Origin of the sequence: Iamia sp. (assembly GCF_035575815.1) — a bacterium.
Taxonomy (GTDB): Bacteria; Actinomycetota; Acidimicrobiia; order Acidimicrobiales; family Iamiaceae; genus Iamia.
In genome coordinates this window covers 1-23,903 of the sequence record NZ_DATLXO010000059.1, presented here as the reverse complement: position 1 = coordinate 23,903, position 23,903 = coordinate 1, and the positions used below count along the sequence as shown (strand labels likewise).

The 23,903-nt window shown below is 74.0% G+C and carries 17 protein-coding genes and 1 pseudogene; 14 read left to right on the top strand and 4 right to left on the bottom strand.

From position 1 onward, the window contains the following. Positions 1-301 precede the first annotated feature (301 nt). Positions 302-2,602: a HelD family protein gene (locus VNL12_RS05965; RefSeq protein WP_325592496.1), complete on the bottom strand. Its 2,301-nt coding sequence runs from the start codon at positions 2,600-2,602 to the stop codon at positions 302-304. Between the two features lie 260 nt (positions 2,603-2,862). On the opposite strand from VNL12_RS05965, the gene hemE reads away from it, so the two are divergent. The 11 genes and pseudogenes from hemE to VNL12_RS05910 all read left to right on the top strand — a co-directional run. Next, positions 2,863-3,939: a uroporphyrinogen decarboxylase gene (hemE, locus tag VNL12_RS05960; protein ID WP_325592494.1), complete on the top strand. Its 1,077-nt coding sequence runs from the start codon at positions 2,863-2,865 to the stop codon at positions 3,937-3,939. A 121-nt stretch (positions 3,940-4,060) separates the two neighbouring features. Then, entirely contained in the window at positions 4,061-5,005 is a 945-nt protein-coding gene (gene hemH / locus VNL12_RS05955) for a ferrochelatase (RefSeq protein WP_325592492.1), read from the top strand. Between the two features lie 21 nt (positions 5,006-5,026). Beyond that, positions 5,027-6,547, top strand: a complete 1,521-nt coding sequence (hemG, locus tag VNL12_RS05950; RefSeq protein WP_325592498.1) for a protoporphyrinogen oxidase — start codon at positions 5,027-5,029, stop codon at positions 6,545-6,547. Between the two features lie 196 nt (positions 6,548-6,743). After that, positions 6,744-8,327, top strand: coding sequence for an apolipoprotein N-acyltransferase (gene lnt / locus VNL12_RS05945; RefSeq protein WP_325592490.1), 1,584 nt, complete (start codon positions 6,744-6,746; stop codon positions 8,325-8,327). After that, a complete protein-coding gene (locus tag VNL12_RS05940) occupies positions 8,324-9,583 on the top strand; it encodes a DUF445 domain-containing protein (protein WP_325592488.1) in 1,260 nt (419 codons plus the stop codon). The genes lnt and VNL12_RS05940 overlap by 4 nt, the downstream gene beginning before the upstream one ends. Positions 9,584-9,679: 96 nt before the next feature. Next, positions 9,680-10,966, top strand: a complete 1,287-nt coding sequence (locus VNL12_RS05935; RefSeq protein WP_325592486.1) for a glycosyltransferase family 4 protein — start codon at positions 9,680-9,682, stop codon at positions 10,964-10,966. A 52-nt stretch (positions 10,967-11,018) separates the two neighbouring features. Further along, positions 11,019-11,846: a class I SAM-dependent methyltransferase gene (locus VNL12_RS05930; RefSeq protein ID WP_325592484.1), complete on the top strand. Its 828-nt coding sequence runs from the start codon at positions 11,019-11,021 to the stop codon at positions 11,844-11,846. A gap of 145 nt (positions 11,847-11,991) precedes the next feature. Beyond that, on the top strand, positions 11,992-13,020 hold the full coding sequence (locus VNL12_RS05925; protein WP_325592482.1) for a hypothetical protein: 1,029 nt from the start codon (positions 11,992-11,994) through the stop codon (positions 13,018-13,020). 137 nt (positions 13,021-13,157) lie between these two features. Continuing rightward, entirely contained in the window at positions 13,158-14,018 is an 861-nt protein-coding gene (locus VNL12_RS05920) for an HAD family hydrolase (RefSeq protein ID WP_325592480.1), read from the top strand. Positions 14,019-14,202: 184 nt separating this feature from the next. Then, a complete protein-coding gene (locus VNL12_RS05915; RefSeq protein WP_325592478.1) occupies positions 14,203-15,744 on the top strand; it encodes an AMP-binding protein in 1,542 nt (513 codons plus the stop codon). A 31-nt stretch (positions 15,745-15,775) separates the two neighbouring features. Beyond that, positions 15,776-16,219: pseudogene (locus tag VNL12_RS05910) on the top strand (TlpA family (seleno)protein); the annotation flags it as partial. 50 nt (positions 16,220-16,269) lie between these two features. Here the strand turns inward: VNL12_RS05910 and VNL12_RS05905 are convergent. After that, positions 16,270-16,926 (bottom strand): class I SAM-dependent methyltransferase, encoded by a 657-nt coding sequence (locus VNL12_RS05905; RefSeq protein ID WP_325592475.1) that lies wholly within the window; start codon positions 16,924-16,926, stop codon positions 16,270-16,272. A 182-nt stretch (positions 16,927-17,108) separates the two neighbouring features. Between VNL12_RS05905 and VNL12_RS05900 the strand changes: the two genes are divergently transcribed. Further along, positions 17,109-18,428 carry a DUF2254 domain-containing protein gene (locus VNL12_RS05900; protein ID WP_325592473.1) on the top strand — a complete coding sequence of 440 codons (1,320 nt, stop codon included), beginning with the start codon at positions 17,109-17,111 and terminating at the stop codon, positions 18,426-18,428. A gap of 25 nt (positions 18,429-18,453) precedes the next feature. Here VNL12_RS05900 and VNL12_RS05895 read toward each other — a convergent pair whose 3' ends face one another. Then, positions 18,454-18,978 carry a GtrA family protein gene (locus VNL12_RS05895; protein ID WP_325592471.1) on the bottom strand — a complete coding sequence of 175 codons (525 nt, stop codon included), beginning with the start codon at positions 18,976-18,978 and terminating at the stop codon, positions 18,454-18,456. 171 nt (positions 18,979-19,149) lie between these two features. Between VNL12_RS05895 and VNL12_RS05890 the strand changes: the two genes are divergently transcribed. Both VNL12_RS05890 and VNL12_RS05885 read left to right on the top strand, forming a co-directional pair. After that, positions 19,150-19,992: an acyl-CoA thioesterase II gene (locus VNL12_RS05890; RefSeq protein WP_349257806.1), complete on the top strand. Its 843-nt coding sequence runs from the start codon at positions 19,150-19,152 to the stop codon at positions 19,990-19,992. Between the two features lie 189 nt (positions 19,993-20,181). Next, positions 20,182-21,546 (top strand): PQQ-dependent sugar dehydrogenase, encoded by a 1,365-nt coding sequence (locus tag VNL12_RS05885; protein ID WP_325592468.1) that lies wholly within the window; start codon positions 20,182-20,184, stop codon positions 21,544-21,546. A gap of 44 nt (positions 21,547-21,590) precedes the next feature. Here the strand turns inward: VNL12_RS05885 and VNL12_RS05880 are convergent. After that, positions 21,591-23,903 (bottom strand): SbcC/MukB-like Walker B domain-containing protein (locus VNL12_RS05880; RefSeq protein WP_325592466.1); only part of this gene is annotated, 2,313 nt, incomplete at its 5' end.

Sequence of the window (23,903 nt, the reverse complement as noted above, 5' to 3'; positions counted from 1 at the left end):
CGGCTGGGGCGCATAGCCGCCACCGGGAGGAGGGGTGTAACCGCCGCCGGGCGGCGGGGTGTAGCCACCGGGACCCTGGGGCGGGAAGGCCTGGGTGGGTTGGGAGCCCGGGTCCTGAGGTGAACCGGGGGGCGGCGGCGGGTAGGTCATGGTGGTCCTCGGATGCTCGGCGGGTGCGACGGCGAGGAACCGAGAACGGCCCCCCATCGAGAGCATGCACCATCGGGGCCTTCGGTTGCCCGCTCCGGGGTGGGGCACCACCACCCGGGGTGGCCCACCCGATGGGAGGCGCCACGCCCGGTCAACCCGCGCCAGGGTCGACGCCCATCACCGTCGGCAGGGGCTGGGCGTGGACGATGGTCAAGAGCCTGGTGGCCCGGGTCAGCGCCACGTAGAGCGACCGCATGCCCTGGGGCTCCTCGTCGACGATGGCGGCCGGCTCGATCACCACGGTGGCATCGAGCTCGAGGCCCTTGACCATGCCCACCGGCACCAGCGTGACCTGGTGCGACAAGCCCTGCTGGAACGCCACGCCGTGCGGAACGCCGGCCGCGTTCAGCGCGTCGCTGACCGCATCGACCTGCGAGGCCGCGCAGATCACGGCGACGTTGCCGGACCCGACCTGCACGAGCTCGTCACGGGTCGTGCGGGCGATGGTCGGGCCCAGATCGCCGGAGGAGGTCGCGGGCACGATGCGGGGCGGCCGGCCGGCCTGGCGCACCGAGCGGGGCGGCAAGATCTCGGGGGCGGCCTCGGCCAGCACCCGGGCCGCCAGCTCCATGTTCGGTCCCGGGATCCGGTACCCGACGGTGAGCTCGGCCCGACGGGGGTCGCGGCGGTTGGGCAGCTGTGAGAGCACCTCGTCCCACGACGCGTGGGCCCAGGCTCCCGTCGACTGGGCGATGTCGCCCACCACCGTCATCGAGCCGTTGAGCGATCGGCGCGTCAGCATCCGCAGCTGCATGGGCGAGAGGTCCTGGGCCTCGTCCACGACGATGTGCCCGTAGGTGCGCAGCTCGTCGGAGTCACCGTTGCGCTTGGCCCGGGGGGTGGCGCCGAGGAGGGCCCGGGCCTCGTCGAGGAGGGGCACGTCGTCGGTGGTCCACACCACGGCCTCGACCGACTCGGACCGTGGCCGGTGCAGCGCCGCGACCTCCGCGGCGCGCAGGTGCTGGCGACCGGCCAGCTCCAGCAGGCCCTGTGAGCCGTAGAGGTCGTGGAGCAGCTCGGCCGGGGTGAGCACCGGCCACATCCGCTCGAGTGCCTCGCGCACCTCGGGCGCGGTGCGAAGCCGGCTGCGGACCTCACCAGGGTCGAGCGGGGCCCGGCTGCTCTCGGCCAGGGCCTCGAAGAGCCCATCCTCGACGTGGCGACGGCCACTGTTGTGGTGCCGAGCACGGCGCCGGGCATCAGCCACGATGCGCTCGGACCGGGCCACGCTGACCCGCAGGCGCGTCAGGCCGTACCCAACGACCAGGTCGTGGCGCAGCGGTCGCTTGCGGTCGCGCACCGCCTTGGCCAGCACCTTCACCATGCGCCCGTCGCCCTTCACCCGGGAGGTGGCGGCGACGTCGCCCCCCCTGACCCCGACCGAGTCGATCAGATCGGCGAGCACCGCCATCTCGACGCCGGCTTCGCCCAGTGACGGCAGGACCTGCTCGATGTAGCCGAGGAAGAGGCGGTTCGGCCCCACCACGAGCACGCCCTGGTCCTCGAGCGGGAACCGGTGGGTGTAGAGCAGGTAGGCGGCGCGATGGAGGGCCACCACCGTCTTGCCCGTGCCGGGCCCGCCCTGGACGACGAGCACTCCGGGCATGGCCGCCCGGATGATCTCGTCCTGCTCACCCTGGATCGTGGCGACGATGTCGCCGAGACGACCCGAGCGCGACTCGTCGAGGGCGGCGATGAGGGCGCCGTGGCCCGAGATGCCGTCGTCGCGGCCGAGGCCGAGGGCTCGCGCCCCGAAGAGCTCGTCCTCGATGTCGAGCAGGCGGGGGCCCCGGGTGGCGAAGTGGCGACGACGGGCCAGCCCCATGGGCGCGCGGCCGGTGGCCCGGTAGAACGGCTCCGCCACCGGCGCGCGCCAGTCGACGACCACGACCTCCTGGTTGACGTCGGCCACCGCCACCCGGCCGATGTAGTACGCCTCGCCGACCGACGGGGCCCCGATCGGCGGTCCGCTCGGCGGTCCGTTCGGCCCGTGGCCGTTGCCGGCCGAGCCGATGCCCTCGGACCCGTTCCCCCTGAGCCCGCTGGGTGTCGGGGCCGCTCGATCGTTGGCCGCGCCGCCGTAGGCGCTCGAAACCGAGGGGTCCGCGACCGAGCCATCGGGGGAGCTCTCGTCGGGCTCGTCCTCGGTGGTGTCGGGATCGGTGTCGATGCGACCGAAGCACAAGGTGGCATCACCCAGGTGGAGCTGCACCAGCCGCTGGGCGATGGTGTCGAAGATGACCTCGCGCTCGAAGCGGGCCTGTTCGGTGCCGCCGCGGCCGACCTCGACCATGGTCTGCAGGCTGCTGGCCCGCTCCCGGGCCGCGACCAGGCACTCGTAGGCGAAGTCGATGTAGGCCTGCTCGGCCTCGAGCTCTGGGTGCAGGGTCATCCCCTGTGTGCGTCGTGGTCCCGCGCCGACGGTGCAGGCAAGGGCGGACATCATAGTGCGCACTCCTCATGAGCCGCAGGGGTCGAGCGGCCGGCGAGACCGAGGCTGACGAGGAGGCGACAAGCTCTGGCGCGATCTGGTGGCTCGGTGACCGAATAGCGCCACAGCCCCTGACCGAGCTGGTGGGTCAGCTGCGGGCCGCCGTGCCCGGCCACCGTCCGATCGGATGGCGGGACGGGACCGCCGGTACCCTCGCCCTCGTGGCCCCGCCCCCCGACGCCCCGTTCCTGCGCGCCTGTCGCGGGGAGCGGGGCCCGACGGTCCCGGTGTGGTTCATGCGCCAGGCCGGCCGGTCGCTGCCTGAGTACCGCGAGCTGCGCGGCGAGGGCAGCATCCTCGACGCCATCCGCATCCCGGACGTGGCCACCGAGATCACCCTGCAGCCGGTGCGCCGCTACGGCGTCGACGCCGCCATCCTCTACTCCGACATCGTCACGCCGGTGGCGTCGATCGGCTTCGGCGTCGACATCACCCCCGGAGTCGGTCCCGTCGTCGAGCGGCCGTTCACCTCGGCCGCCGACCTCGACCGGCTGCGCCCCCTCGACCCCGAGGCCGACCTGCCCTACGTGCTCGAGACGGTGCACAACGTTGTCGCCGAGCTGGGCGACGTGCCCCTGATCGGCTTCGCCGGCGCCCCCTTCACGGTGGCCAGCTACCTGGTGGAGGGCGCGCCGACGCGCACCTGGACCAAGACCAAGGCCCTCATGCACACCGACCCCGACCTGTGGGACGCGCTGCTCGACCGCCTGGCCGACCAGGCCCTCGCCACCCTCCGGGCCCAGGTGGGTGCGGGCGCCTCGGCCGTGCAGCTCTTCGACTCGTGGGCCGGTGCCCTCACCCCGTCGGACTACGAGCGCTTCGTGCTGCCCGCCAGCGCCAAGGTGCTCGCCGGGTTGGCCGACCTCGGCGTGCCCCGGATCCACTTCGGGGTGGCCACCGGGGAGCTGCTCGGGCTCATGCACCAGGCCGGCGCAGAGGTCGTCGGCGTCGACTGGCGGGTGCCCCTCGACACGGCCCGGTCCCGGCTCGCCCCTGACGTGGCTCTCCAGGGGAACCTCGATCCGGCCCTGGTCGTGGCGGGGTGGGAGGCCACCGCCGAGGGCGCCCGAGACGTGCTGCGCCGCAACGACGGCCACCCCGGCCACGTGTTCAACCTGGGCCACGGGGTGCTGCCCGAGACCGACCCCGAGGTGCTCGAGCAACTCGTTGCGCTCGTCCACAGCGAGGGCCGGGCCGACGGCCAGCCCTCGCTGCTCGACGCCGGAACCGAGCCGTGAGCGAGCGCCGCGAGCGAACCAGACAGCACGGGCCCTCTGGCGGCGGAGCTCGCGGAGCCGCCAGCGCTCATTGGTGCCCGGCGACGAGAACCCGACCGAACACGACCCACGACGAGCACCAATGAGCAGCGCGGCGAGCCCCCCCACCCCCGTCGGCGTCGTGGTGATGGCCTACGGCACGCCGGCGTCGGCGGACGACATCGAGCCCTACTACACCCACATCCGTCGGGGCCGACCGCCCGAGCCCGAGCAGCTGGCCGACCTGACCATGCGCTATGCGGCCCTGGGCGGCACCTCGTCACTGGCCCGGCGCACGCGCGACCAGGTCGAGGCGATCACCACCGCCCTCGAGGAGCGGTGCCCGGGCCGGTTCCGCGTGGTGCTCGGCCAGAAGCACGCCGCACCCTTCGTCGAGGACGCTGCGGCCACGCTGGCGGCCGAGGGCATCGACGGGACCGTGGGCCTGGTGCTGGCCCCGCACTACGCCGGGTTCAGCGTGGGCATCTACCAGGGCCGCCTGGCCGAAGCCGTGACCGGCGCCGGCGGCCGCCACGTCGGCATCGACACGTGGGCCGACGAGCCGGCGTGGCTCGACTTCACCGCCACCACTGTCACCGACGCCCTGGCCGCTCTGCCCGCCGGCGCCAAGGTCGTCTTCACCGCCCACAGCCTTCCCGAGCGGGTGCTGGTCGGCGACCCCTACCCCGCGCAGCTCGCCGCCAGCGCCCGGGCCATCGCCGAGCGGGCGGGGCTGGCGTCGTGGGGGGCGTGGGGCCTGGCCTGGCAGAGCGCGGGGCGCACCCCCGAGCCGTGGCGGGGCCCCGACATCCTCGAGGTCATCCGCGACCTGGCCGAGACGGGGCGGGCCACCGGGCTGCTGGTGTGCGCCCAGGGCTTCGTCACCGACCACCTCGAGGTGCGCTACGACCTCGACATCGAGGCCCGGTCGGTCGCGGAGGAGGTCGGCCTGGCCTTCGCCCGCACCCGCACCGTCGATGCCGACCCCGCCGTGATGGGTGCCCTCGCCGACCGGGTCGTCGCCGCGGCCCGGGCCCTGGGGCCATGAGCCCGCCACCTCCGGCGGCGGCTGCCGCTCGCCTCGCCCCGCCGGTGCGGTCGGATCCGGCGATGTGGTCAGATCCGGCGATGTGGTCGGACCGGGCGGTCCCGCCAGGCCGGGCGACCGCCGCCGGGGACTGAGGGGCCACCGGTGCACGTCGTGGTCGCCGGAGGTGGCATCACCGGGCTGGCCGCCGCCCTCCACCTTGCGAAGACCGGGGTGGAGGTCACCGTGATCGAGCCCTCCGCGCGCCTCGGCGGGATGCTGCGCACCTCGCCGTTCGCGGGGCGGATGGTGGACGAGGCGGCCGACGCCTTCTTGATCCGCACCCCCCCCGCCCTGGCCCTGGCCCACCGGATCGGCCTGGGCGACACGCTGGTGCACCCCGCGCGGCGACGGGCGTTCGTGGCCCGCGACGGCGCCCTGCACCCGTTGACGCCCCAGGTGATGGGCGTGCCCGTCGACCTCGATGCCCTCGACCGCTCCGGCCTGCTCACCGCGGCGGGACGGACCGGGCTGGGGCGTGACCTCACCGACCCGGCCACACCGCTGCCCGCCGGCGACGTCGCCATCGCCGAGGCCATCGGCGACCGGATCGGAGGCGAGGCCGTGGCCCGGCTCGTCGACCCGCTCGTCGGCGGCATCAACGCCGGCGACTCCGCCCGCCTGAGCCTGGCGGCCGTCGTCCCCCAGCTCGACGCGGCGCGCCGCGACCCCGACCACGCCAGCCTCATCGAGGCCTGCCGGGCCCAGGTCGCCCGGGGCCGGGCCGCCGGGGCCGACCCGGACGCTCCCATCTTCGCCGCCCCCGACGGCGGCATGGCCCGCCTGCCCGCCGCAGTGGCGCAGGCGGCGGTGGCCACCGACCGGGTCGCGGTGCGGCTCGGTCAGGCGGTGGTCGCCGTCGACCCCGGGCCGGTGGTCATCCTCTCCGACGGGACGACCCTCGAGGCCGACGGCGTGGTGGTGGCCACGCCGGGACCCACCGCTGCCGGCCTGCTGCGACCCGTCGCCCCCGATGCCGCGGACCTGCTGGGGAACGTTCCCCACGTGTCGGTCGCCTTCGTGCGCCTGGCCGTGTCCCTCGAGGCCCTCGGTCACGCGCTGGACGGCAGCGGGATGCTCATCGGTCGCTCCGAGGGCCGAGCCGTGACCGCGTGCTCGTGGGCGTCGTCGAAGTGGGCCCACCTCGCCCCCGCACGCGGCGACGGCACCGCCCTGCTGCGCGCCGCGGTGGGCCGCGACGGCGACCAGGGGGCCCTCGAGCTCGACGACGCCGACCTCGTCGCCCGGGTGGTCGACGACCTCACGCCCCTGCTCGACCTCCGGGGCGGGCCGACCGAGACCAGCGTGCACCGCTGGGAGCGCGCCTTCCCCCAGTACCGGCCCGGCCACCTCGACCGGGTCGCGGCCTGCGAGGCGGCCCTGGCTGACGTCGCGCCCACCGTGGCCCTCGCCGGCATGCACCTGCGCGGCGTGGGCATCCCCGCCTGTGTGGCCAGCGGGCTCGCGGCGGCCGACCGGGTGCTCGCTGCCCTCCGGCCCTGACCCGTCCTCGCCCGGCGCACCGGTCAACGTCTCGCCCAAGTCCAGCGTGGTGGCGGACACGGGGTCCGAAGCTGAGGGCGCACCAAGGGGCAGATCACCTTCGGACCCAGGTCGACCGTGGTGGCGGACACGGGTCCGAAGCTGCGGCGCACCCGGTGCCGACGGGCGGCGCGCGGTGGACCAGACTCCACGCCCGATGGCCGCCGACGAGACGCCCGCCCCGCCTGCGCCCGCCGCCGTCCCGACCGAGCCCCTCGCGACCGGCCGTCCGGGGCGCCGGGCGCGCATCGGGCGACCGCTCGCCGCCCTCGCCGGCGGCGTGCTGCTCGCCCTGTCGCTCCCGCCGTGGGGCTGGTGGCCCCTGGCCTTCATCGGCATCGCCCTGCTCGACCGGTCGCTCGACGGTGCCTCGTTCTGGTCCCGGTTCCGCCGGGCCTGGCTGGCCGGCTTCGGCCTCCTCGCCCCGTCGACGGTGTGGATGCTCGTCTTCACGCCCCCGGGCTACGTGATCCAGGTCGTCGCCTACTCGGGCTTCCTCGGCCTGGCCGTCGCCGCCACCCCCCCGTCGCGCTGGCGGTGGCTGGCCCTGCCCGGCGCCTGGGTGCTCTTCGAGGCCCTCAAGGACCGCTGGCCCTTCGGCGGCGTGCCCCTCTCGGAGCTGGGCGTGGGCCAGGTGGCCGGGCCCCTCGCCGGCGCCGCCCGGGTGGGCGGGGTCCTGCTGATCGCGATGCTCACCGTCGCCCTCGGCGTGGCGCTCAGTGCCGCGCTCCGACGGGCGTGGCTCCCGGCCGCGGCCGCCCTGTGCGCCGTGGTCGTGGTCGTGGGCCTCTCGGCCCTCGCGCCCCGCGGTGAGAACACCGGGGAGACGGTCACCGTCGCCTACGTGCAAGGCGGCGGGGAGCAGGGCACCAGCGACGCGGACACCGACGACCGGGAGGTGTTCCTCACCCACATCCGGGCCTCCGAGGCGGTCCCCGTCGGCACCGACCTCACGGTCTGGCCCGAGAACGTGGTCAACGTGGACGGGCCCATCGACGACGAACCCGAGGCTGCGGAGCTGGCCGACCTGGCCCGTCGCAAGGAGACCACGCTCGTCGCCGGCGTCGTCGAGGGCGCCGGCCCCGGCGCCTTCCGCAACGCTGCGGTGGTGTTCGGCCCGAACGGTGAGATCGTGGCCCGCTACGACAAGGTGCGGCGGGTGCCCTTCGGGGAGTTCGTGCCCGCTCGCGAGCTGCTCGAGAAGGTCGCCGGCGGTGCCCTCCCGGCCAAGGACGCCATCGCCGGTGAGGAGACCAACACCCTCGACACACCGGCGGGACGCATCGGCGTGGTGATCTCCTGGGAGGTCTTCTTCGCCGACCGCGGCCGCGATGCCATCGGTGGCCGCGGCGAGGTCGGCGAGCTGCTGATCAACCCCACGAACGGGTCGAGCTACTCCGGCACGCTCGTGCAGTCCCAGCAGGTGGCCTTCAGCCGGCTCCGGGCCATCGAGACCGGACGTTGGACGGTGCAGGCCGCCCCCACCGGGTTCAGCGCGTTCGTCACCGACGAGGGTCGGGTGCGGAATCGCAGTGCGGTGAGCGAGCAGCGGGTCGAGGTCCGCGAGGTGCCCCTCCGCACTGGCCGCACCCTCTACCTGCGGTGGGGCGTGTGGCCGACGCTCGTGCTCGCCGTCGCCCTGATGGTCGCCAGCCACCTGCTCCCCCGGCTCGCCGAGCGCCGGACCTCGAGGGGGCCGTCCGCACAGCCGAGGTCGACCGCTCGAGGTCCGCGGCCATGACCCACCCTTCCCCCTCCGACGACGAGGCTCAACGCAGCGCCGAGCTCCGACGCATGAAGCTCACCGCCACCATGCTGCTCGTGGGGGCGACGGTGGTGTTCGTCGTGGCGCGGGTCCTCGAGGGCGACGTCGCCGGGTTGGGCTTCGTGCGGGCCACGGCGGAGGCGGCCATGGTCGGCGCCATCGCCGATTGGTTCGCGGTGACCGCCCTCTTCCGCCACCCGCTCGGCATCCCCATCCCCCACACCGCGATCATCCCCAACCGCAAGGACGACATCGGGCGCGGGCTGGGCAGCTTCGTCCAGCAGAACTTCCTCACCCGCGCCGTGATCGAGGAACGCCTGGCCGGGGCGTCGCTGGCGGCCCGGCTCGGGGCGTGGCTCGCCGAGCCCGAGACCGCCCGTCGAGTTGCGGACCAGGCCGGTGGGGTGCTGCGCTCGACGCTCGAGACGCTGCGCGACGATGACGTGCAGGAGACGCTCGAGACGGCGGTGGCCCAGCGGGTCCGGGCCGTTGCGGCCGGTCCCGTACTGGCTCGGGCCATCGACCTGGCCGTGGCCGACGGGCGCCACCAGGAGGTGCTCTCGGTGCTCCTCCGGAAGGTCGCCGAGGCGGTCGAGGAGAACGAGGACGTGCTCCGGACCCGACTCGAGCAGGAGACCCCCTGGTGGGTGCCCGACCGCATCGACGACCGCATCTTCGGTCGGGTCCACTCCGGCGTGCAGCGCTTCCTGCGCGAGGTCGCCGATGACCCCGGGCACCAGATGCGCGAGACCCTCGACCTGCGGGTCCGGACCCTGGCCGACCAGCTGGCCCGGTCGCCGTCGATGCGGGCCCGCGCCGATGAGCTCAAGGAGGAGCTGCTCGACCATCCTGCGCTGCGGGACTGGTCGGCAACGGTGTGGGCCGACCTGAAGGAGGCGCTCCTGACCAGTGCGGAGGACCCCGGCTCGGACCTGCGACGGCGCCTGGGGGAGGCGGTGCAATCGTTCGGGGTCCGCCTCCGAGATGACCCGGTGCTCCAGGAACGGCTCGACTCGTGGATCGCGTCGAGCGCCGTCGAGGTCGTCGAGCGCTCCAAGGGCGAGGTCGGTGACGTCATCGCCTCGACCGTCGCCCGGTGGGACGCCAGCGAGGCCACCCGTCGCATCGAGCTCCAGGTCGGCCGCGACCTGCAGTTCATCCGCATCAACGGCACCGTGGTCGGCGGGCTGGCCGGCCTGGTGATCTACTCCGTCGGCCGGCTGATCGCCTGAGCGGCCGACGTCCCCGCGACAGGGGCTCGGCGGCCGCCGGCCGAAGGGGCGCGAGACCCCGTGTGACCTCGGTTCACGTGTTTGACCGAACGGTCGATGAACGGGAAGGCTGGCCCGCTCATGGCGCCCGACGACCGACCGCTGCGGATCGCCCTGCTCACCTACCGGGGCAAGCCCCACGTCGGGGGGCAGGGGATCTACGTCCGCCACCTCGCCAAGGCGTTGGTCGACCTCGGCCACCACGTCGAGGTGTTCTCCGGGCCGCCGTACCCCGAGCTCGACGAGCGGGTGCGGTTGCACGAGCTCGGCAGCCTCGAGATCTACAACGACCACTTCCCGATGCGGATGCCCGGTCTCTGGGAGCTCAAGACCCTGGCCGACGTGGTCGAGGTGGGCGCCTTCTCCGTCGGGACCTTCCCCGAGCCCCTCGCCTTCTCGGTGCGGGCCTTCCAGGCCCTCAACGCCCGCCGTGGCGAGTTCGACCTGGTGCACGACAACCAGAGCCTCGGCTGGGGGATCCTCGCCCTCGAGCGCATCTCGGGCCTGCCGGTGCTGGCCACGATCCACCACCCGATCACCGTTGACCGGCGCCTCGAGGTCACCCACGCCACCAGCCTGTACCGCAAGCTCACCCTGTCGCGCTGGTACGGCTTCACCCGGATGCAGACCGAGGTGGCCCGACGCATGACGCGGGTCGTGACCGTGTCGTCGAGCTCGTTCGCCGACATCGCCCGTGACCACAAGGTCGACCCGAGCCGCATGCACGTCGTGCCGGTGGGCGTCGACCCCGAGCTGTTCAAGCCCGTCGCGTCGGTGGCCCGCCGGCCCGGTCACCTCATCACCACCGCGAGCGCGGACGTGGCCATGAAGGGGCTCTTCTACCTGCTCGAGGCGCTGGCCAAGCTCCGGGTCGAGCGTCCCGAGCTGCACCTCACGGTGATCGGGCGCAAGAAGGAGGGCGGCAAGTCGTCCCAGACGATCGACCGGCTCGGGCTCACCGATCACGTCGAGTTCGTGACCGGCGTCCCCGACTCGCGCATCGTCGAGCTCTACAGCGAGGCCGAGCTGGCCATCGTGCCGTCGCTCTACGAGGGGTTCTCGCTGCCGGCCATCGAGGCCATGAGCTGCGGCGTGCCCGTCGTGGCCACCACCGGGGGCGCCCTGCCCGAGGTCGTCGGAGCCGACGGCGACACGGCGCTGCTCGTGGCGCCGGGCGACAGCGAGGCCCTGGCGGCCAAGATCGCCTGGGCCCTCGACAACCCCCGGGCCCGGGCCGAGGTGGGGCTGGCGGGCCGAGAGCGGGTCAAGACCCAGTGGAGCTGGCAGCGAACGGCCGAGAAGACCGTCGAGCAGTACCGCGCCCGCCTGGCCGAGCACCGATGAGCGCCACCGGGGCCCCCGAGGGACCGGCGCCGTCGCTAGCGGACGGGGCCTCGTGCTGACCGTCGACTACGAGCGCCTCAAGCTCGAGCCCGGGCACCTCGTGCTCGACATGGGCGCCGGCGCCGGGCGCCACGCCTATGAGGCCTTCCGTCGGGGCGCTCGAGTCGTCGCCCTCGACCACGGGTTCGATGAGCTCACCAAGGTCACGTCGCTCTTCGCCGCCATGTGCGCCTCCGGCGAGGCCGGCACCCGCACCGGTGCCATGGGCTGCGCCGTCAACGGCGACGGCACCCGCCTGCCGTTCCCTGACGACACCTTCGACCGCATCATCTGCTCCGAGGTGCTCGAGCACATCCCCGACGACGAGGCCGCCCTCGCCGAGCTGCGGCGGGTGCTGAAGTCCGGTGGAACCATCGCCGCGACGGTGCCCTCCGCGATGCCCGAGCGACTCTGCTGGCGCCTGTCGGAGGAGTACCACGCCCCCTTCGTCGCCGGCGGTCATGTGCGGATCCTCACCGAGGCCGAGCTGCGGCGGAAGATGCGCGCCGCCGGCCTCCAGCCCGGCGACAGCCACCACGCCCACGCCCTGCACTCGCCCTACTGGTGGCTGAGGTGCGCGGTGGGGCCGACCAACGACGAGCACCCGCTGGTGAGGGCGTACCACCGGCTGCTCGTGTGGGACATCACCAAGGCGCCTCGCCTCACCCGATGGAGCGAGCGGCTGCTCAACCCGGTGCTCGGCAAGAGCCTCGTCGTCTATGCCCGGGCCCACCCGGCGCGCCGACGCGACGCACCTGCGGCCGCGACGGCGACCGTCGCCGCGACCCCGGCCGCGCCCCACGGCGAGCGCCCACCGGTCCGCGACGAGCTTCTGGCATGAGCGAGCGCAGCGAGCGCATCAGACAGCACGGGCTCTCTGACGGCGGAGCCTGCGGAGCCGGCAGCGGTCATTGGTGCGCGGCGACAGGAACCCGGCTGGACCTGACCCACGACGAAGTGGTGCACCAATGACGGCGGCTCCGTCGGTGGAGGGTGTCGTCACCAGCGCCCAAGTGCAGGAGACCGTCGACGCCATCGCCGAGTGGCAGCTCCCCAGCGGCATGGTGCCGTGGTACCCGGGCGGCCACGCCGATCCCTGGAACCACGTCGAAGCCGCCATGGCCCTCGCCCTCGGCGGCCGGATCGCCGAGGCCGAGCGGGCCTATGCGTGGCTCGTCGACCTCCAGCGCCCCGACGGCTCCTGGCACCAGTATTACCTCGCGAACGGCGTCGAGCAGGACAAGCTCGACGCCAACGTCATCGCCTACGTCGCCGCCGGCGTGTGGCACCACTGGCTGCTCACCAAGGACCGTGGCTTCGTCGAGGCGCTGTGGCCGGTCGTCGACCGGGCCATGGGCTTCGTGCTCGACCTCCAGACCGAGCGGGGCGAGATCCTCTGGGCGCGCCACGCGGACGGCACGCCGTGGTCCTTCGCCCTGCTGACCGGCTCGTCGAGCATCTGTCACAGCCTGCGCTGCGCGGCGGCACTGGCCGCCGAGCTGGGCCACGAGCGCCCGGGGTGGATGGCCGCGGCCAGCCGCCTGGCCCACGTGATCCGGACCGAGCCCGACGCCTTCGCCCCCAAGCACCGGTGGGCCATGGACTGGTACTACCCGGTGCTCTCCGGCGCCGTCCTCGGCGACGCCGGGCGCGAGCGCCTGGCCAAGCGCCAGGCCGCTTTCGTGATGGACGGGCGCGGCGTGCGCTGCGTGTCGGACCGTCCCTGGGTGACCGCAGCTGAGACCTGCGAGTGCGCCATGGCCTACATGGCCGTCGGCGAGCGCGACACCGCCCTCGCCCTCTTCGGGTGGGCCCAGCAGTACCGCGAGCCGAGCGGCCGCTACTGGACCGGCACCGTGTTCCCCGAGGTCGTCCACTACCCCGGCGGCGAGCAATCGACCTACACCGCGGCGTCGGTGGTCCTCGCGGCCGACGCCCTGGGCGCCGGCAGTGCCGCCTCGGCACTGTTCGTCGACCACGACGCCCTCCTGCCCGCCCTCACCGTCCCCGCCTAGCCGACGCGTGGCCGTCGACCCACCGGGCCTGCTGCCCGGGTGCCCGCCCTTCCTCCGCCCGATCGTCCCGATCGTCGTCCCGCGGGCGACCTCCCGGCGCAAGAACGGGTCCGGGGCGGGCCGAAGGAGGCGCTGAGGTGGCCGTCGACCGCGACACGGCGACGACCGAGGTCGGCCCGGTCGCCCTGGTCGCCTCGGACCTCGACGGCACGCTGCTACTCCCTCCCGGCGCACGAACCTCGCCGTCAGGCGAAGCGGTCAGCCGCACCGGTGCGCTGAGCGAGCGCACCCGTGACGTGCTCGACCGGATGCGCACCCGCAGCATCGACCTGGTCGCCGTCACCGGGCGCCCTCCCCGCTGGGTGACCGGCCTGGGCCTCGGGTCGGGCCTGTGCATCTGCTCCAACGGCGCGCTCGTGGTCGACCTCGACACCGGCGAGGTGGTCGAGGAGCACACCCTCAGCCCCGAGTCCGGCGCCGAGATCGTGGCCCGCCTGAGGGCCCTGCACCCGACCGGGATGATGGCCGTGGAGTTCCGCGACGGCGTGGGCATGGAGTCGGCCTGGCACGAACAGGTGCCACGCGGTGCGGCCGAGACCGTCGGTCCCGCCCACGAGCTGGTGACCCGGCCGGCGGCCAAGATCCTGCTCAAGGTGCCCGACGCCGAGGGCGACGCCTACGTCGATGCTGCGACCGAGGCCGTGGGCGATCTCGGGGAGGTGACCGCCAGCGGAGGCCTCCAGCTGGTCGAGGTCTCCGCGCCCGGGGTAACCAAGGCCACCACCCTGGCGACGCTGTGTGAGGGCCGGGGCATCGGGTCCGACCGGGTGGTGGCCTTCGGTGACGCCCGCAACGACCTGGCCATGCTCACCTGGGCCGGAACCGGCGTGGCCATGGCCGACGCCCACCCCTCGGTGGTGGACGCGGCCGACGACGTCACCTCCGGCACCTGCGCCGAGGACGGCGTGGCCGCCTGGATCGAGCACCACATCCTCTGACCCTCAGCCTCGGCGCACCCAACCTCGTACCGATGTCCGCCACCACGGTGGACCTGGGTCCAATGTTCGCCGAGCTTCCCTCAACCTCGGACCGATGTCCACCACCGCGGTGGACTCGAGTCCCATGTTCGTGGAGACCCGGGGCCCGTCGCGTGCGGGTCCGGCTTGGCTACGGTGCGCAGCCATGTCGTTCCCCGGGACCTTCGCCCAGACCACCCCCGACAAGCCGGCCGTGGTCATGGTGGGCAGCGGTGAGAGCCTCACCTACGCCGAGCTCGACGAGCGGGCGACGCGCCTGGCCAACCTGCTGCGCACCCTGGGTCTGGAGCCCGGCGACCACGTGGCCTTCTGCCTCGAGAACCAGATCCGGTTCCTCGAGGTGGCGTGGGGCTGCCACTACGGCGGGCTGTACTACACCGCCACCTCGACCCGTCTCACACCCGGTGAGCTGAGCTACATCGTCAACGACTGCGGGGCCAAGGCCCTCATTGCCTCAGCCGCCCTGGCCGAGCTGGCGGTGGCCACCGTCGCCGACACGCCGGGGGTGACGGCCCGCCTGATGCTCGACGGCACCGCCGAGGGCTTCACCTCCTATGAGGACGCGGTGGCCTCGGCCTCGCCGGAGCCGGCGGCTGACCGCCAGGAGGGGGTCGACATGCTGTACTCCTCGGGCACCACCGGGCGGCCCAAGGGCGTCCAGGTGCCCCTTCCGGGCCAGCCCCTCGGCACCAAGCCGGCGCTCCTCATGGTGGCCGAGCTGCTCCTCACCTACAGCGAGGCCATGGTGTACCTGAACCCGGCGCCGCTGTACCACGCCGCCCCGCTGCGCTTCACCATGGCGGTCCACCGCGTGGGGGGCACCGCGGTGGTGATGGAGCACTTCGACCCGGTCGCGGCCCTGAAGGCCATCGATGGGCACCAGATCACCCACAGCCAGTGGGTGCCCACCATGTTCATCCGCATGCTGAAGCTCCCCGACGCCGAGCGCGCCGCGCACGACGTGTCGTCGATGGAGATGATGGTCCACGCCGCTGCGCCCTGTCCGGTGGAGGTGAAGCGCCGGATCATCGAGTGGTTCGGTCCGGTGGTGCACGAGTACTACGCCGGCACCGAGGGCAACGGGTTCGTGTACTGCGACAGCGAAGGCTGGCTGGCGCACCCCGGCACCGTGGGCCAGAACCTCCTCGGCGGGCTGCACATCACCGACGACGACGGCGTCGAGCTGCCCGTCGGCGAGCCGGGCACCATCTGGTTCGAGTCCGAGGCCACCTTCGAGTACCACAACGACCCGGAGAAGACCGCGGCGTCGCGCCACCCTGAGGGCTGGTCGACGCTCGGCGACGTGGGCCGCCTCGATGCCGATGGCTTCCTCTACCTCACCGACCGCAAGGCCTACATGATCATCACCGGTGGGGTGAACGTGTACCCGCAGGAGGCCGAGAACGTGCTCGCCATGCACCCCCGCGTGGCCGACGTCGCCGTCTTCGGCGTGCCCAACGACGACTTCGGTGAGGAGGTCAAGGCCGTCGTACAGCCCGTCGCCATCGACGATGCCGGCCCCGACCTCGCCCACGAGCTCATCGCCTACTGCCGTGAGCAGCTCGCGGATGTGAAGTGCCCCCGCAGCGTGGACTTCCGCCCCGAGCTGCCCCGCCACCCCACCGGCAAGCTCTACAAGCGCCTCCTGAAAGACGAGTACTGGGCCGACGCCGGGCGCTCCATCTGATCCGGATCAGGACCTGACCGCCTCGGACCCGCGCTACGGCATCACCAACGTGCCCAGCGTGGTGTGGGTCGACGAGGAGGGCACGGTGGTGAAGCCGGCGACCATCGCTCCCGGCGACGACCAGTTCCGGGACTTCACCCTGATCGGCTCGGCCACCCACCACGACGCCCTGCGCCGCTGGGTGCGCGACGGCGAGCTGCCGCCCACCGCGGCCGAGGCGCCCCCTCCCCGGAGCCCCGACGAGCAGCTGGCCCTGGCCGAGCGCCGCCTCGGTGCCCACCTCCACGGCCAGGGGCACGACCAGGCCGCCGCCGCCCACCTCGCTCGCGCCGTCGAGCTCGCCCCCTGGGACTGGACCATCCGTCGCGGCGGCATCGCCCTGCGCGGTGAGGACCCGTTCCTCGGCGAGGAGTTCCTGGCGTTCTGGCAGACCTGGGACGAAGCCGGCCGCCCCGGGTACACCCCGACGGCCTGACCGACCGGACGGGGCCCACCCCTCGGGCGGGACGAGGACGCTCCCGCCTCTCAGCGGGTGCGGCTGAGGACCCGGAGCGATCCGGTGGCGGCGCGCTCGGTGAAGCGGCCTGAGGCCAGCGCGGGGAGGTAGATCTCCTCGTACGGCGGGCGCCCTCCGTCGGCGGGGTCGGGAAACACGTCGTGGATCGCCAGCGTGCCACCCACCGCGACGTGGGGCGCCCACCCCATGTAGTCCTCGCGAGCAGGCTCGACGCCGTGGCCGCCGTCGATGAAGCAGAGGGCCAACGGCGTCGACCAGATGCGCGCGACCGCCGGTGATCCGCCCACGGCGGCCACCACGTGGTCCTCGAGCCCGGCGTCGTGCACGGTGCGACGGAACACCGGCAGGGTGTCGAGGCGGCCGGTCACGGCGTCGACGAGGTCGGGCTCGTGGTGCTCCCAGCCGGCCTGGTTCTCCTCGGAGCCTCGGTGGTGGTCGACGGCGAGCAGCACGGTGGCGCACTCACGGGCCGCCGCGCCCAGCCACACCGTGGAGCGCCCGCAGTAGGAGCCCACCTCGGCGAAGGGGGCGCCGGGCACAGACCGACCGGCCTCGAGGGCGGCAGCGTAGAGGGCGTCACCCTCATCCGGGGGCATGAAGCCGCGCGCCGCGACGGCCCGAGCCCGGAGGACGGGATCGAGGAAGGGGGGAGGGGCGTCGGGCACGGCGGACGACCCTACTGCGACCCGCCGGGAGGGGCGTCGGGCACGGACCTCCCGAACTGGTAGCCACATCGGGGGCCCTGACCACCAGAACACCGACCACTTCGGTGCCTGCGGAACCATCCGGGAGCCGCTGACCGCGCACGGCGGACGACCCTACCGCCGCGCGGCCGTACGATGCCGCCGTGCCTGCCCGCTGGCCCGAGATCGCCGCCCCCGACCACGACGTCCGGGCCGCCCGGCTGCGCGAGCTCGTCCGCAACGGCCTGTGGCTGATCCCCGGCCTCTTCGTCGCCGGGGCCGTCACCCTCGGCCTGGCCCTGCGCCAGGTCGACCAGGCCCTGGTCGACGGCGACCGCGACCTCGCTCTGCTCTTCGACGGTGACGCCGGCTCGGCCCAGGCCCTTCTCGCGGCCATCGCCACGTCGATCATGACCTTCACCAGCCTCGTCACCTCGGTGACGGTGGTGGCCCTGCAGCTGGCGAGCCAGCAGTTCTCCCCCCGGGTGCTGCGCACCTTCTTCCGCGACACCGGCACCAAGGTGGCCCTCGGCATCTTCATCGGGACCTTCGTCTACACCCTCGTGGTGCTGCGTCAGGTCCACGCTGCGGGGTCGGGCGACGCCTTCGTGCCCCGGGTCTCGATGGCGGTGGCCTTCGGGCTCGCCCTCGTCTCGCTCGCGGCCTTCGTGTACTACGTCAACCACGTCGTGCACTCGATCCGCATCGTCTCCATCATCGATGCCGTCGCGGCCGAGACCCGCGCCGCCATCCGCGAGGTGCAGGTCCGGGCCGACAACACCCCGACCGCGTCGCTTCCCGAGCGGCCACCGGACCTGGTGCTCACCTGCGAGCACGCCCCGGGCGCCATCGTGACCGTCGACGAGGACGACCTGGTCGAGCTGGCCCGGCGCCACCGCTGCACCATCTCGCTGGTGCCCCGCATGGGCCAGTTCGTGCCCTCGGGCGCACCCCTCGCCGAGGTGTGGGGCGAGAACGGCGCCGCGCCGGTCGGCCTCGGGCCCCGGGATGTCCTGGCCCACATCGGACTGCACCGGGAACGCACCATGCACCAGGACCCGGCCTTCGGGTTCCGCCAGCTGGTCGACATCGCCGAGAAGGCCCTGTCGCCCGCCGTGAACGACCCCACCACCGCCACCCAGGCCCTCGACCGCATCCACGACCTGCTGCGCCGAGTCGCCCTCGCCCCGGTCCCGACGGGCCAGCAGCGCGACGCCGAGGGGTTCGTCCGCCTCGTCACCCGCGTCGCGACCTGGGAGGAGCTGGTGGCCTTGGCGTGTGACGAGATCCGCGCCTACGGCGGCGCCAGCCACCAGGTGCAGCGGCGCATGCGGGCCATGTTGGTCGACCTGACGACCGTCGTCGGCCCCGAGGGCCGGCCCGCCCTCGAACGCCAGCAGCGCCTGCTCGACATCGCCGCCGAGCGGCTCCTGCCCGACCCCGAGGATCGCCGGTGGGCCCTCGACCCCGAGTGCAGCCCCTGAGCCCGGGGGCGGACCGCGCGTCGGATCAGAGCTCGGGGACGCCTGCGGTGTGGGCCTCGACGACGGCCTCCTCGACCTCGTACTCCTCGTCGTAGGGCGTGTGGTGATCGGTGCCGAACATGATCTTGTCGAGGAAGAGGTACTTCAGGACCCAGAGGATCCCGAACCCGGCGATGCTGGCCGCCATCACCGACACGGTGTGGAGCACACTGCCGTCGTTCGTGACCTCGTCGGCCAAGAACACGGCTCCGGTCGACAGGCCCCAGCCGGCGACGGTGAACACCCAGAAGGGGATGACCTCGCGCCGGATGCGGGCCCGACCGGACTTGCCCCACACCCAGTACTTGTTGAGCAGGAAGGCGGGAACAGAGACCAGCATGGTCGCCGCCAGGTTCGCGGGCTCCGGCTCCAGCTCGACGAGCTCGAGGAAGGACAGGATGAGGATCTGTGTGGCCGCGACCGCGATCAGCGACGTCGCCGCGTAGCGGATCATCCTCCGGCCGGACACGGTGCGGCTGTGCTCGAGCAAGCCTTGGGGCGTCAGGATCACGAGGGGTGAACTTAGTGGCGCGATCCGACGCCGACGTAGCCGGGCCGCGACCGGGTGTCCCGACGGGCCCGCATCCGGACGGGTCCCACCGCGATCCGGGGGTCGACGGCCGGATCGGCGCCGACGCCTTCGTGGCAGGATGCCGGCGTGCAGCAGGCTGCGGTCGACGAGATGATCAGGGTCCTCGATCTCGAGAACATCGAGGTCAACGTGTTCCGGGGGACCAGCCCCGACGAGGACGCCCAGCGCGTGTTCGGTGGCCAGGTGGCGGGCCAGGCCCTCGTCGCCGCGGCCCGCACGGTCGATGCGGATCGCACCGTGCACTCGCTCCACGCCTACTTCCTGCGCCCGGGTGACCCGACGGTGCCGATCCTCTACGAGGTCGACCGCCTGCGCGACGGCCGGTCGTTCACGACCCGCCGGGTGGTGGCGATCCAGCACGGCAAGCCGATCTTCAACCTGTCGGCGTCGTTCCACGTGGCCGAGGCGGGCTTCGACCACCAGGACGAGCCGCCCCCCGACACGCCCGACCCCGCCAGCCTTCCCGACTGGGTCACCCGCTGGCGGCCGATCCTGGGCCAGGCCGGGCAGGATTGGCTCGACCGGCCCCGGCCCATCGACATGCGCCACGTCGACTGGTCACCGGAGGCCCGACGCGAGCCCCTGCCCCCGCGCAGCCGGGTGTGGCTGCGGGCCGACGGCGTGCTGCCCGACGACCCGGTGCTGCACGCCTGCGTCATCACCTACGCGTCGGACATGACCCTGCTCGACACCGCGCTGCTCCCCCACGGCCGGTCGTTCGTCCAGCAGGACGTGATGATGGCCAGCCTCGATCACGCCATGTGGTTCCACCGGCCGTTTCGCGCCGACGAGTGGCTGCTCTACTCCCAGGACACCCCCTCGGCCTCCGGTGGGAGGGGCCTCGCCCGCGGCCTGTTCTTCGACCCGCAGGGCCACCTTGTGGCCTCGGTCGTGCAGGAGGGCCTGATCCGCCCCTGGGACCGCGCCGGCTGACGAGACCGACGAGGCGGAGCGGAGCGCATCGGTCGCCCGAGCGGCGAGAGGGTCGCCCGGCGACCGGGGGCAGGTGAGCCGGGGCGGGTCCGTCCCCGGGCGGTGATACCGGAACCGGAGCGGGCAGTGCGATGCTGGTCGGTGAGGTCCGCCGCACCCGCGGCCGCCCCTGACGACGAGGATCTTCCCATGCGCGCCCTGCTCCGACGCCCCCACCCGATGCGCGCCGTGGTCGTCGTGGCGACGGTGATCGCGCTGCTCGGGGCATGCGGGGAGGACGAGCCGGCCGGCACCGGCGAGGCCGTCGAGGGCCGGGTGCCCACGACCGCCGAGCCCACCGAGGACGACACACCGGACACCACCAGCAGCGCCCCCACGGCCGAGACCACCGAGGGCGACGGCCCGCCCGACACCACCGCCGAGGAGCCACCGACGAGCTCTGCCGAACCCGCTGATCCCGGGGACGCCCCCGCCCCCGGTGCCCTGGGCGACGTCGCCATCACCCTCACCGAGGTGGCGACGCTCGAGGCGCCGACCAAGCTGGTGGCCCGGCCCGGATCTGACCTGCTCTACGTGGCCGAGCAGGGCGGGCGCATCACCGCCCTCACCCCGACCGACGACGGAGGGGCCGACACCGCGACCGCCCTCGACCTCACCGACGTCACCCGCAGCGGCGGCGAACAGGGCCTCCTGGGCCTCGCCTTCGCCCCCGACGGGGCCACGCTGTACGTCCACCACAGCGGCACCGCGGGCGAGACCCGCATCGCCTCGTTCGCCATGGACGGCGACGATGTCGACGCCGCCAGCCGCACCGAGCTGCTCGAGGTGGATCAGCCCTTCGCCAACCACAACGGCGGCGACATCGTCGTCGACGACGACGGTCTGCTCTGGATCGGTCTCGGCGACGGGGGCAGCAGTGGCGACCCCGATGACCGGGCCCAGGACCCCGAGGACCTCCTCGGCAAGATCCTCCGCATCGACCCGACCCGCCCGACCGGTGAGCTGCCCTACGCCATCCCCGAGGACAACCCCTTCGCCGACGGTGTCGGGGGGCGCCCGGAGGTCGCGGTGATCGGGGTGAGGAACCCGTGGCGGCTCCGCTTCGACGCCGAGACCGGCGATCTCTGGGTCGCCGACGTCGGCCAGGACGCCGTCGAGGAGATCGACCGCCTCCCGGCGGACGCCATCCTGGGCGCCAACCTGGGCTGGAGCCGCTTCGAGGGCTCCGCCGTCTACGACGAGAGCCGGGAGGTCCGGGGCACCCCGCCGGTGGGCCCGGTGTTCGAGATGGACCACGACGACGGCTGGTGCTCGGTCACCGGCGGCCCCGTCTACCGAGGCGATGCCCTCGACGACCTGCAGGGCGCCTACCTCTTCGGCGACTTCTGCAAGCCCGGCCTGGCCGCCCTGCGTCTGGACGGCGACCAGGTGACCGAGACCGCAGTGCTCGACGAGGACGTTGGCCAGGTGGTCTCGATCGACACCGACGCGGACGGTGAGGTGTACGTGCTGTCGCTCGGCGGCCAGGTCCTCCGCCTCGACCTCGCCTCCTAGGTCCGGCCTCGCCGGCGCCATGGTCGCCGCCGGGCGACCCGGGCTCAGGCCTCGGCGCCCACGACGACGTGGGAGCCGCTGCGCCCGCGGCGCACCTCGATGCCGGTGGAGATCCGCTCGCGCAGCCCGACCACGTGGCTGATGACGCCGATCATGCGGCCACCGGCGCGGAGGCGGTCGAGCTCGTCGAGGGCGAGGTGGAGGGCGTCGGGGTCGAGGGTGCCGAAGCCCTCGTCGATGAAGAGCACGTCGAGGTGGACGCCGCCGGAGCGCTCGGCCACCACGTCGGCCACACCGAGGGCCAGGGCGAGGGATGCCTGGAAGGTCTCTCCCCCCGAGAGCGACGTCACCTCGCGCTCGTGGTCGTTGTGGGCGTCGTGGACCCGCAGGTCGAGCCCGGACCGGGCCCCGTGGCTCGACCCGGTGTGGACCCGCAGCGAGTAGCGGTGGTCGGTCATCACGGCCAGACGGCGGTTGGCCCGCTCGCAGATGGTCTCGAAGTGGGCGGCGAGCACCCAGCGCTGGAGCGACACCCGATCACCGCTGCGGCCGCAGCAGATCTCGGCCAGGCGCCGCCGGACCTCGTGCTCGGCGGATGCGACGGCGAGCTCCTCGGCAGCCACGGCGTGGTCGCCGGCGATCTCGCCGACCTGAGCCGCCGCCGCCCCGATCCGCACGCACGCCTCGACCAGGGCCCGATGACGACGGGTCGACCGCTCCGCGGAGGCGATCGCCGGCGCTGGGTCCGGGCAGTCGACGGGCAGGCCGGCCAGCGAGGCGTGCCCGAGCTCGGTGGCGACCGTCGCAGAGTCGGCCTCCCACCGCTCGATGTCTCCTCGGTGCCCCTCGACCTCGTCCTCGGGCACCGCCGCGGCCTCGGCCTCGGCGGCGGTGGCGAACCCGGCCGCGGTGAGGGCGGCGGTGAGGGCGGCCTCGGCCTCGGCCGCTGTCGCCGAGGCGATCAGCACGGCCGAACGGGCCCGACCGAGGGCCACGAGCGTCCCGCCGATGTTCTCGAGCCCGGCGCTGGCCCGCGCCGCGGAGGCGGCATCGGCGCCCGGGCCGAGCACCGCTTCGGCCTCGGTCGCCGCCTCCGCCGCCTGCTCCTCGTGCGCCGCGATGGAGAGCTCGGCCTCGAGGGCCAGGCGGGCGTCGGCGCCGGCCAGGCGGCGGGCCTCGTCACCCGCCGCGGTCAGGGCATCGACCCGGCGACCACGCTCGACCCCGGCATCGGCCTCGAGCTGCACCTGCGCCACCTCGACGCGAAGGGCGTCGAGGCGCGCCGCCACGCCATCGGGGTCATCGGCGGCCTCACCGGCCTCGGCACGGACCTCGGCCCGCCCGGCCTGGATCCGCTCGAGGTCGGCGTCGGCCGCCTCGCGCCGAGCGGTGGCCCCGGCGGCGTCGGCCTCGGCTCGATCGACCGCCGCCCGGGTGGGGGCGTCGGGAGTGGCGGTGGCCGGGCGGGGGTGCTCGATGCCGCCGCACACCGGGCACGCGTCGCCCGCCGCCAGGCCGGAGGCGAGCTCGGCGGCCATGCCGTTCAGCTGGGCTTGGCGGGCGTCGGCGAAGGCGAGCCGGGCGTCGGCCTCCTCAGATCGGCGGGCCACCTGCCGAGCCCGAGCGGCGGTGACGTCGTCGTCGGCGGCGAGCAGCCGACGTCCGGCGGCCGTCCAGCGCGCCAGGCGGACCAGGTCGGCCGAGAGTCCATCCAGACGGGCCGCCGCGGCCACGCTCTCGGTGACGGCCCGGCTCGCCCCGACGAGCTCAGCGTCCGCGACCTTGGCCTTGCCGGCGAAGTGCGTGGCGCTCTCGGCCCGGGTCCGGGCCTCGTGCCGAGCGGCGACAGCTGCGGTGCGGGCGGTCCGGGCGGACTCGGCCGCGGCGGCGGCCCGGGCCACCTCGTCGGTGCGGCGCACCACGGTCTCGCCTGCGGTGCGGAGCCAGTCGTCGTCGACACCGGCCAGGTGGGTCGGCGACCACGGGCTGCCCTGAAGCGGACCGGGCAGGGTGACCGAGCTCGACGCCCAGGCGCCGGCCAGCGCCTCGGCGGCCTCGGCCCGGCGCCGGATGGCGGCGGAGCGCTCGGCCGCGGCCCGGCGGGCGGCGGTGAGCACAGGATCAGTGCGCGCCGCGCGCTCCGCCGCCTCGACCCGGGCCCGGAGCGCGGCGATCTCGTCGGTGCGGACGTCCAGGGCCTGCTGGTGGGCGGTGAGGTCGCGCCGCTGGTGCCAGCGTCGCGACCCGTCGGTCGCGTCACGGGCGGCGCCCCGGAGCCTCTCGGCCTCGGCATCGGCCCGTGCCGTTGTGGCGTCGAGCGCGCCGCGAGCCTCGACGAGGGCGGCGGTCCATCGATC

Bases quoted from the DNA above. Each gene is read 5' to 3' on its own strand.
- VNL12_RS05965 (WP_325592496.1), bottom strand. From the start codon at position 2,602: ATGACCCTGCACCCAGAGCTCGAGGCCGAGCAGGCCTACATCGACTTC.
- hemH (WP_325592492.1), top strand. From the start codon at position 4,061: ATGAGCAGCGCGGCGAGCCCCCCCACCCCCGTCGGCGTCGTGGTGATG.
- lnt (WP_325592490.1), top strand. From the start codon at position 6,744: ATGGCCGCCGACGAGACGCCCGCCCCGCCTGCGCCCGCCGCCGTCCCG.
- VNL12_RS05940 (WP_325592488.1), top strand. From the start codon at position 8,324: ATGACCCACCCTTCCCCCTCCGACGACGAGGCTCAACGCAGCGCCGAG.
- VNL12_RS05935 (WP_325592486.1), top strand. From the start codon at position 9,680: ATGAACGGGAAGGCTGGCCCGCTCATGGCGCCCGACGACCGACCGCTG.
- VNL12_RS05915 (WP_325592478.1), top strand. From the start codon at position 14,203: ATGTCGTTCCCCGGGACCTTCGCCCAGACCACCCCCGACAAGCCGGCC.
- VNL12_RS05890 (WP_349257806.1), top strand. From the start codon at position 19,150: ATGATCAGGGTCCTCGATCTCGAGAACATCGAGGTCAACGTGTTCCGG.
- VNL12_RS05885 (WP_325592468.1), top strand. From the start codon at position 20,182: ATGCGCGCCCTGCTCCGACGCCCCCACCCGATGCGCGCCGTGGTCGTC.